The sequence below is a fragment of the Mesorhizobium sp. genome, assembly GCF_024509055.1.
Classification (GTDB): Bacteria; Pseudomonadota; Alphaproteobacteria; order Rhizobiales; family Rhizobiaceae; genus Mesorhizobium.
This window is the reverse complement of the sequence record NZ_JANINM010000535.1, coordinates 1-9,289: the sequence shown is the minus strand read 5'-3', so window position 1 is coordinate 9,289 and position 9,289 is coordinate 1. Positions and strand designations below refer to the sequence as shown.

Below are 9,289 nucleotides of genomic sequence, written 5' to 3'. Positions count from 1 at the left end.
CCGGATAGCAGATCGCCGGCCGCAGGTTGGCGAACAGCTCCATGTCCTTGCGCAGGCGCAGCAGACCCGCCTCTGGGCGAACCTCGTAGGGCACGGCATCCCATTTCGGTCCGCCGACCGCCCCGAACAGCACCGCGTCGGCCGCCACCGCCTTTTCCATGTCGGCGTCCGAGATCGCCGCGCCATGCGCGTCGTAGGCGCAACCGCCGACCAGCCCTTCATCGGTCGTGAAGTTGCTGCCGAGTTTCGCGTTCATGGCCGCGATCAGCTTCTTCACCTCGGCCATCGCCTCGGGGCCGATGCCGTCGCCGGCGAGGAGGAAGAGATTTTTCGAAGCCATGGAGAACCGTCCCGGGAGAGAATTGAGCCGGGGGCCTTGCTAAACGGCAAGCGCTTGCCGCGCAAGCCTTTGCTCCCGGCGGGGAAAGCAAAAGGGTGGCGCCGGTGATCAACGATGCGAAAGAATATTGACCAGCCGGCCGAACGGGTCGCGCACATAGAAGCGCCGCACACCCCAGGGCTCGTCGGCCGGACCATATTCGATGGCAAAGCCGGCGGCCTTCATGGCATCGAGCGCAGCGTCCACATCGTCGACCTCGATCGACAGGTCCGGCACTTTTGTGCCCGAGCCGCCTTCGGCGGCGAAGCTCACCTGCACCACCATCTCCTGGTCTGAGCCGTAGGTGGCGATCCAGCCATGGTCCATCAGGAGATCGAGGCCGAGCACGTCATGGTAGAAGCGCTTCGCAGCGGCGATGTCGCGGGCCTCGATATTGGCGATGATGCGCCGGACGACCATGGCAAGTCCTTGTTACGCATTCTAGGCCGAGCGCCTGAGCGCGGTGACCTCGATCTCGATCTTCATCTCGGGCTTGTTGAGCTGGCAGACGATCATCGTCGCCGCCGGGCGGATATCGCCGAAGACCTCGCCGAGGATCGGGAACACCACGTCAACATAGGACTGGTCGGTGATGTAGTAATGCGCGCGCACCACATCGGCCATCTCGAAACCGCCGTCGGCAAGGGCCTTGGCGATGGTGGCCAGGCAATTGCGCGTCTGCGCCTCGACCGTCTCCGGCATCGTCATGGTGGCATAGTCGTAGCCGGTCGTTCCGGATACGAAACACCAGTCTCCCTGCACCACCGCGCGCGAATAGCCGGCGGTCTTCTCGAAGGGCGAACCGGTGGAGATGAGCTTGCGCATTGGGTGCCTCGTGGGGTTTGTCGGCCTGCATCTAGCAGGCAGAAGCCGCACCCGTCGTGGGCCAAGCTGGGTGGAGTGTTGTCACGCCGGTCCCCTCGCGCTTCGTCATTCCAGGGCGCAGCAAGGAGCGAAGCGACGCGCGCAGACCCTGGAATCCATGCCATGACGTGGAGGCGTTGCGGCGGGCGCAGAATTCTGCGCCGCAGCACCCGGCGGCCATGGTAACGGCATGGATCCTCGGGTCTACGCTCCGCTGCGCGTCGCTCCGCCCGTGGATGACGAAGCCGCGACCCTAATTCCCCGACCCTTGCGCGTCGTCATACGCTTTCTTGACATCCGCCGGCCAGTCCTTCAACGGCGGCCAGGCTTGCGGGTCGCCATTGTCGCCGCGGCGGGCGAAATAGACCTTGCGCTGGGCGGGATCGACCGCCATGAAGCCGTCATTGCCGCCGCAGTCATGCGGCACGCAACCGGTGGCGTAGAAAGCTCCGGACGCCGTCTTTTCCGTGCCGCCGCCGACCAGCAGGCTGGTGGCCATGTCGGGCATGTCCTTGCCGAGCAGCGCCTGCCCGGCCTTGTAGACGGCCTCGTTGTGGAAGGCGTCGATGATGTTCTCATATTTCGACGGGTCGACATCCTTCCAGTCGGTGCCGGGCTCGGGCGTGTAGGTGAGTTCGCCCGAGGTCATCAACCCCGTCGTCGGCGACCATTGCAAGGCGGGCTTGGAATCGCCGGGCAGGAGGTAGGGGACGTAATAGATGGCGCTGTCGGAAACCGCGGTGGGCGGCGCGCCGCACTCGTCCTGCTCGACGCTCGTGGTCTGTATGCCGCCGCCTTCCGGCTTCCAGACGATCAGGCTGGCCGGGCCGCACTGGTTGCCGCCATTGCCGACATCGAACAGCGCCACCTTGACGCCGCCGACCACGACGACCTTCTCGAAGTAGACCTCGTAATTGCTGGCGAGCTGCTTGCCGTCGTAGGCCAGCACCTTCTCGCCATCCTGCTCCGGCTGCGTGATGGTGAGCTGGCCGCCCTCGAAAGCGATCGGGCCTTGTTTTTCGTCGTCCGAGGCGCCCTGGTCGCTGCCCGAACCTTGATCGTTAGCGGGTTGATCGGACGCCGCGGGCGCCGGCTGCGTGGCCGGCGCGGTGGTCTGCGCATTGGCGCCGGCCATGACCAGAAGGATTGCCGCCGAAACGCAAGTACCGGCCAGAAGCAAGCGCGTCATGACTGTCCCTCCATTCAGCAGCCACGAACCGGCCTTGATGGCCGGGATTGTCCTGGCTCAGGCCGCCCAGGGGCGCAGCTCGGCGTTCTTCTCCTCGAAGGACGCGATGGCGCCGGACTTCTCCATGGTGAGGCCGATGTCGTCGAGGCCGTTGAGCAGGCAGTGGCGCTTGAAGTCGTCGAGGTCGAACTTGACCACGCCGCCGTCAGGCCCGCGGATTTCCTTGGCCTCGAGATCGACCGAGATCGTCGCGTTCGAACCGCGCGAGGCGTCGTCCATCAGCTTGTCCAGGTCTTCCGGGCTGACGGTGATCGGCAGGATGCCGTTCTTGAAGCAGTTGTTGTAGAAAATGTCGGCGAACGAGGTCGAGATCACGCAGCGGACGCCGAAGTCGAGCAGCGCCCAGGGCGCATGCTCGCGGCTCGAGCCGCAGCCGAAATTGTCGCCGGCGACCAGGATCTGCGCGTGGCGGTAGGCCGGCTTGTTGAGCACGAAATCCGGGTTTTCCGAACCGTCCTCATTGTAGCGCATCTCGGCGAAAAGGCCGCTGCCAAGCCCGGTGCGCTTGATCGTCTTCAGGTAATCCTTCGGGATGATCATGTCGGTGTCGATGTTGACGATCGGCATCGGTGCTGCGACGCCGGTGAGCTTGGTGAATTTGTCCATGGTCCTTGCCCGTCTTGATCTGGCTGCGGGGATTTGCTGGCGCTCGGTTTACACAAAGAGCCGGGCAAATGAAAGGCGAGTGTTGGCGGCGGGGATTGGGCCATCGGACACAAGAGCGCTACCGGCCACTTTCAAATCGACGACGGCTGGGGCAGCTTGGCGCGCATGACCGGTCCCGCCAACATCCTCTACGCCAGCGAACCCACGCTCGACGTCGCCGAGTTCCGGCGCGTGCTGGTGGACTCCGGACTGGGAAAGGTGCGGCCCGTCGACGACGAGGCCCGCCTGAAGACAATGCTGGATAACGCCAATCTGCTGCTGACGGCGCGGTTCGACCGGCCGGATCGCCGACTGGTTGGCGTGGCGCGCGGCATGACCGACTTTTCCTGGGTCTGCTACATCTCCGATCTCGCCGTCTCCAGTGCGGCGCAGGGGCTTGGCGTCGGCAAGGGCTTGATGGACGAAGCGCGGCGTCATCTCGGGCCATCTGTCGCCATCAGCCTGATCTCGATGCCCGATGCCGTCGGTTTCTACGAACGCATCGGCATGAAGGCCGTGCCGGCCTTCTGGTTCGGGCGTCAACGCTAGCAATTCCCAGGCGACGGTCGAATCTAGCCAAAAGCGTCGTTCTCAATTTCTCTGCTTGACATGCAACCAAATGGTTGCATATTACAGTGATGAGCATGGATGCCGTCTTTCGCGCCTTGGCCGACCCGACCCGCCGGCAATTGCTGGACAGCCTTCATGCCAGGAACGGGCAGACGCTGAATGCGCTGTGCGAGCACATGGACATGACGCGTCAGGCGGTGACCAAGCATCTGGCGATCCTCGAGGAGGCGAACCTCGTCACCACCATGCGCAGGGGCCGCGAGAAGGAGCACTACCTCAACCCGGTTCCGATCAACGAGATCGCCGAGCGCTGGATCGGCAAGTTCGAGCGCCATCGGCTGGATGCATTGAGCGACCTGAAGAAGCGATTGGAAAGGGAAGAGCCATGAGCGACAACACCTTTGTCTATGTCACCTACATCCGCACCACGCCCGAAAAGCTCTGGACGGCGCTGACCGATCCGGAATTCAACCGCCAGTTCTTCCTCTGCTCCTACCAGGAGAGCGACTGGAAAGTAGGCTCAAGCTGGAAGCTGATCTTCCCCGACGGCCGCGTCGCCGATAGCGGCGAGATCCTGGAGGTCGACCCGCCGAGGCGTCTCGTCATCAAATGGCGCAATGAATGGCTGCCCGAGGTGAAGGAGGACGGCTACACGCGCTGCACCTTCACCATCGAGCAGGACGGCGAATTGATGAAGCTTGCCGTCACCCACGAGGCCGACGGTCCGCACAGGCTGATCGCGAACGTCGCCAAGGGCTGGCCGCTGGTGCTGGCGAGCCTGAAGAGCCTGCTCGAGACGGGCAAGGGCTTCGAGCGCCCGCCGTCGAAGGGCTGAGCATCGTTTCGGATACGATACAACCCATGGCGGAGCTGTATTGATGCTTCAATGGTCCTCACCGCAAGCCATGGCGAACGCAGACACGGTCATGGCCTCGGCCGACCTTCCCGCCTCCCCCGGGAAGGTTATCGCCGCGCTGATCACCGAAGAGGTCGAGCGGTGGTGGGGCTCGTCCGAAACCTACCGCATGACCGGTTGGTCCGCCGATCCTCGCGTCGGCGGAAGCTGGAGCGTCACGGTGCGGACGGCTGACGGCAGGCACCTGCCGGCCAGTGGGAACTTTCTGGAAATCGAGATGCCGCGCCGGATCGTGCAGACGAGGCGCTATGACTGGGACCATCCGGCGCTGGGCCGTCACGAAACGACGCTCGCCTATCTGCTGGAGCCGATCGCGGGCGGCACGCGCCTCATCGTCTGCCACGGCGGCTTCGCCGGCTTTCCCGACGCCGCGGCCGAGCATGCCGATGGCTGGGCGCGCGTGCTCGGCTGGCTGCAGGGGCACTTCGCAAAGGAAAGCAAGTAGCGGCCTCGACTTTTCGCAAGGACAGGCTCATCCTCGGCAAACAACGGCCCTCGGCGGGAAGTAGATGCGGCATCTATGCTTCCCAGCGGAAGGCTTTCGCCGGCTGGAGGAGGGGTCCGTGGCGGGGAGTGCGTTCAAATACTGCGATCTCGTCATGAAGGGCGGGATCACCAGCGGCATCGTCTACCCCTTTGCGGCGCTGGAGCTGTCTAAGCAATATCGCTTCAAGAGCATCGGCGGCACGTCGGCCGGCGCGATCGCCGCGGCCGCCTGCGCCGCGGCCGCGGCCGGCGAACGGCGCAAGGTCGTTGGACACGCCATCACGCCGAAGCCGGCCCTGGTCGGCTTCGACGGGCTGGCCGGCGTGTCCCGGACGCTCGCTCGCGAGGGTTTCATCTTCAGCCTCTTCCAGCCGGCCTCGGGAGCGGCAAATGCCTATAGGCTGATTGTCCTGCTCGCCGGGAATGCCGGCCTCCTCCGCAAATGTCTTCAGGCCGTCCTCGCGGTCATTGCGATCGCGCCGCTCGAAACCTTCGGGCTATTCGCGCTTCTATGCCTTGGATGGTGGGCCGCGGGATATTTCTCGGGGTTTTGGGCGATTGCCCTTCACGCCATTCCGTCATTCCTCGGCGCCTATGCCGTCGGCGCGATATTTGCCGCCCTGCGGGTCGCGCGGGTCGTGCGCCGCAATCTTCTCGGCCTCTGTTCAGGCATGGGACCGGCGGCCTCGGGGGGCGCCACGCCGACGCTTACCGACTGGCTGCATCAAACCCTGCAGAACCTCTCCGGCCAGGCCGGAGACGAACCGCTCCTGTTCGAGCATCTCTGGGGCGCGCCGCGCTATCCCCACGAACCTCACTCGGACCATGCCGTTTCGCTGACGATGATCACCACTGACGTCTCGCACAGCGAGCCGAGAAGCCTGCCCTTCGACCAGGACACCCATTTCTGGTTCACGAAGCGGGAGTTCGACGTCCTTTTTCCCGCTGATGTCGTCGACTGGATGATCCGGCATTCCGGCGAGCCGCGCTCCTTCAGGGGCGAGGCCTATCACCGGCTTCCGGCCTATGGGCAACTCCCGGTTCTGGTGGCCACGCGCATGAGCCTGAGCTTTCCGTTGCTGATCAGCGCGGTCCCGCTGCACGAGATCGTCCATCACGGCGCGGCCGCCGATGGCATGGAACTGCCGGCGCCAAGGCGCAGCAGGCCGAAGACGCCGCTGGAGAGCGCCGACGCGCTTGCCGCCGGCGGCGCCGAACAGGCGTCCGGCGCCTCGGCCTTCCGGCGCTGCTGGTTTTCCGACGGCGGCATATGCAGCAATTTCCCGATCCATCTGTTCGACGCGCCGCTGCCGCGCTGGCCGACATTCGCCATCGATCTCGTCTATCCCGATGCGAGCGCCGCAAGGAAGAACCCCGGTGTCTTCCTGCCAAAGCCCAACGACGGCTGGCAGCCCCAGTATCAGCCGATCGCCAGCAAGTTCCCCATCCAGGAGATAGCTGGGTTCATCTTCGGCATCATCGCGACGATGCAGAACTGGCGTGACCTGCTTCAGTCGCGCGCCCCAGGCAACCGCGAGCGGATCGTGCACGTTCCCCTGAGCCCGCAGGAAGGTGGCATGAACCTGAACATGGACGCGGCGATCCTCAGGCAGGTTTCGCAAAAGGGCACCGAGGCCGGCCAGAAATTCGCCGAGTTCTCGTTCGACGCTCATTATTGGACAAGATGGCGCAATCTGGCCTCGGCCATGCAGCGCTACACGATCAAGGTTGCCGACAGCGCGGACTACAGGCCGAAAATCAACGAGTATCTGGCGGCCTATGAGACGGCACGCACCACAAGTCCGGTGCCGCCCTATGCCTTCGAGGGCGCTGTCCAACGCGAGCAGGCGAGAGCCTTGCTGGAAGGTCTGATCGCCCAGGGCCATGGCTGGAAGGACAAGGGGCCAGACTTCACCAACACGGCGCCTCGACCCCTGCCGCAGATGCAGATCACGCTGACTTATTGAGGCTTTGTCCCGAAAACCGCGGAATTTCAGACCCGACCTTTATATGACGTTCAATTCCCGGAACGCCCGCCCTTCGGCCACTCGCGCATAGCCGAACGCCGTGCAGTCGATAGTCCGGTAGCCGCCATGCATGATGAGCTCGGCGAGCGACTTGCCGACCGCCGGCGCCTGCTGCAGGCCGTGGCCGGAGAAGCCGTTGGCGAAGAGGAAGTTTTCGACCTCCGGGTGCGGCCCGATCACCGCGTTCTGGTCGAGCGTGTTGTAGTCGTAATGACCGACCCAGGCGCGCGTCGGCTTGATCGCCTCGAAAGCGGGGATGCGCGTGGCTAAAGTCGGCCAGATCACCTCTTCGAACAGCGGCCAGTTGACCTCGAAATCCTTGGGGTCGGGCGCGACATCGCCTTCTTCCGGCTCGGCGCCGCCGGTGAGGTAGACCGAGCCTTCCGGCCGCACATAGATGCCTGACGGATCGACCAGCAGCGGCATGTCGGCGTATTTCTCGCGCGCCTCGAAGACGAAGACGTTGCGCTTGCGCGGCTCGACCGGCAGCGCCAGCCCGGCCATCGCCGCCACCTTGCCGGCATTCGGGCCGGCGGCATTGACGACGATGCCGGCCTCAAGCGTCTCGCCATTGTCGAGGGTTACGCCGGTGACGCGGTTGCCCTCGCGCGCGATGCCCGTGACCGAAGCCGTGATGAGGTCGATCTTCTTGTCGCGCAATGCCTTGCGGAACAGCATCAGCATGGCGTGCGCGTCGAACCAGCCCTCGCCGCTGCGGCCATAGGCGCCGGCGGAAATACCTTCCGTCGACAGCCACGGGAAGCGTTGCGTCAGTTGATCGGCGTCCTCGAGAACGATGTCGGCGCCCTCGGCGATCTGCGCTTCGTGATTGGCCTTGAGGATCGGTAGCCCGGCCTCGCCGGCGAGGATCAGGTAGCCGCCCTCGCGAAAGCCGATGTCGGCATCGGCCCCGAAGGTCTCCTTCAGCCGCCGGAACAGTTTCAGGGTGAACTGCGACAGCCGGATGTTTTCTGGGATCGAGAATTGCTGGCGGATCGAGGCCAGGGACAAGGTCGTCGCGGCATGGGAGAATTGCGGATCGCGCTCGATCAGCGCGATCGAGCCGGTGAAGCCCTCCTCGCGCAAATAGTAGGCGACCGAGGAGCCGACGATGGCTCCGCCGATGATGACGATGTCGTAGCGCACTCTCTAGGCTCTCCAGCTCCGGAGCATGATCCCGAAAAGTGGGGACCGGTTTTCGGACAAGATCATGCTCAAACTCAAACAACCGGCAAGCTGATCTCGAAGCGCGTGCCGCGCTCGGAGTCAACCAGCCTTATCGTGCCATCATGCGCTTTCAGGAGGGCCAGCACGATGCCGAGCCCCATGCCGGTGCCCCCGGTTTCGCGCCTTGTGGTGAAGAACGGCTCGAACACTTTCGCGCGGTTGCTCGGCGAAATGCCGGCGCCGTCGTCGCCGACAAGGATCGAAACCCTTTCCTCGGCCGCCGCGGCATTGATCGCGACATGCTTGGCGCCATGCCTTGCGGAATTGTCGATGAGATTGGCGAGCACGATTGCCAGGTTCTCGCCGGAAATGCCGATGCTGATGTCGCAACCGGTCTCGACGCGAGCCTCCACCCTGGTGTCGATAGGAAGCAGCGCCAGCGCGGCCCTGGGCGTCGTGCTTTCGCCGGTCGGCGCCAGGTTTTCCGCACGCGCCAGCTCCAGCAGCCGACGCACCAGCAGATTGAGCCGCCCGGCGTCGGTGACGATGTTGCTGGAAAAGCGCCGTCGCTCGGCTTCGTCCATCGCCTCGCCGGAATCCCTGAGCAGCTCGGCGGCGCCCTGGATCGCCGTCAGCGGCGATTTCAGCTCGTGCGAGACATGGGTGGCGAAGGTCTGGATGCTGTCCGAGCGCGCCTGCAGCTTGGTCGCCATGTCGAGGAAGGCCGCCGACAGCGCCGCCATCTCGCGCGTGCCGTGATGGTCGAGCGGCCTGATCGCCCCGCGGTCGCCGGCCGCAATGCGCTTTGTCCGGTCGATCAGGGCGTAGATCGGCCGGCTGACGGTGCGGATGAACACCAGCGCGATCAGCAGCGTGCCGCCGAGGATGGCAATGGCCGCCAAGGTCACCTTGCCGCGTTCGCCATAGAGGTGCTTGACGATGTTGTTCGGCGTCCGCGACAGGTAGACCACGCCGGCGACCCGGCC

At 64.6% G+C, this 9,289-nt stretch carries 12 protein-coding genes; 5 read left to right on the top strand and 7 right to left on the bottom strand.

Annotated features, from left to right (window positions below):
- The 5 genes from Q0L57_RS32000 to leuD form a co-directional block, all read right to left on the bottom strand.
- On the bottom strand, positions 1 to 340 hold a 340-nt coding region (locus tag Q0L57_RS32000; protein WP_296747091.1), incomplete at its 3' end, for an isocitrate/isopropylmalate family dehydrogenase.
- A 108-nt stretch (positions 341 to 448) separates the two neighbouring features.
- Positions 449 to 799: a VOC family protein gene (locus Q0L57_RS31995; protein WP_296747090.1), complete on the bottom strand. Its 351-nt coding sequence runs from the start codon at positions 797 to 799 to the stop codon at positions 449 to 451.
- 21 nt (positions 800 to 820) lie between these two features.
- Positions 821 to 1,204, bottom strand: coding sequence for a RidA family protein (locus Q0L57_RS31990; protein WP_296747089.1), 384 nt, complete (start codon positions 1,202 to 1,204; stop codon positions 821 to 823).
- Between the two features lie 292 nt (positions 1,205 to 1,496).
- The gene (locus tag Q0L57_RS31985; RefSeq protein WP_296747088.1) at positions 1,497 to 2,432 is read right to left on the bottom strand and encodes a hypothetical protein; all 936 of its coding nucleotides are present in this window, start codon (positions 2,430 to 2,432) and stop codon (positions 1,497 to 1,499) included.
- Positions 2,433 to 2,489: 57 nt separating this feature from the next.
- On the bottom strand, positions 2,490 to 3,098 hold the full coding sequence (gene leuD / locus Q0L57_RS31980; protein WP_296747087.1) for a 3-isopropylmalate dehydratase small subunit: 609 nt from the start codon (positions 3,096 to 3,098) through the stop codon (positions 2,490 to 2,492).
- A gap of 165 nt (positions 3,099 to 3,263) precedes the next feature.
- On the opposite strand from leuD, the gene Q0L57_RS31975 reads away from it, so the two are divergent.
- The 5 genes from Q0L57_RS31975 to Q0L57_RS31955 all read left to right on the top strand — a co-directional run bounded on the left by Q0L57_RS31975 (position 3,264) and on the right by Q0L57_RS31955 (position 7,076).
- Positions 3,264 to 3,686 (top strand): GNAT family N-acetyltransferase, encoded by a 423-nt coding sequence (locus tag Q0L57_RS31975; protein WP_296747086.1) that lies wholly within the window; start codon positions 3,264 to 3,266, stop codon positions 3,684 to 3,686.
- A 95-nt stretch (positions 3,687 to 3,781) separates the two neighbouring features.
- A complete protein-coding gene (locus tag Q0L57_RS31970; RefSeq protein WP_296747092.1) occupies positions 3,782 to 4,096 on the top strand; it encodes a metalloregulator ArsR/SmtB family transcription factor in 315 nt (104 codons plus the stop codon).
- The gene (locus Q0L57_RS31965) at positions 4,093 to 4,542 is read left to right on the top strand and encodes an SRPBCC family protein (protein WP_296747085.1); all 450 of its coding nucleotides are present in this window, start codon (positions 4,093 to 4,095) and stop codon (positions 4,540 to 4,542) included. The genes Q0L57_RS31970 and Q0L57_RS31965 overlap by 4 nt, the downstream gene beginning before the upstream one ends.
- Positions 4,543 to 4,585: 43 nt before the next feature.
- Complete coding sequence (locus Q0L57_RS31960) at positions 4,586 to 5,068, top strand: SRPBCC domain-containing protein (protein ID WP_296747084.1); 483 nt, start codon at positions 4,586 to 4,588, stop codon at positions 5,066 to 5,068.
- A gap of 118 nt (positions 5,069 to 5,186) precedes the next feature.
- Positions 5,187 to 7,076 (top strand): patatin-like phospholipase family protein, encoded by a 1,890-nt coding sequence (locus Q0L57_RS31955; protein ID WP_296747083.1) that lies wholly within the window; start codon positions 5,187 to 5,189, stop codon positions 7,074 to 7,076.
- A 39-nt stretch (positions 7,077 to 7,115) separates the two neighbouring features.
- Here Q0L57_RS31955 and Q0L57_RS31950 read toward each other — a convergent pair whose 3' ends face one another.
- Complete coding sequence (locus Q0L57_RS31950) at positions 7,116 to 8,282, bottom strand: FAD-binding oxidoreductase (protein ID WP_296747082.1); 1,167 nt, start codon at positions 8,280 to 8,282, stop codon at positions 7,116 to 7,118.
- 74 nt (positions 8,283 to 8,356) lie between these two features.
- The coding region (locus tag Q0L57_RS31945) for a HAMP domain-containing sensor histidine kinase (protein ID WP_296747081.1) at positions 8,357 to 9,289 on the bottom strand (933 nt) is incomplete at its 5' end.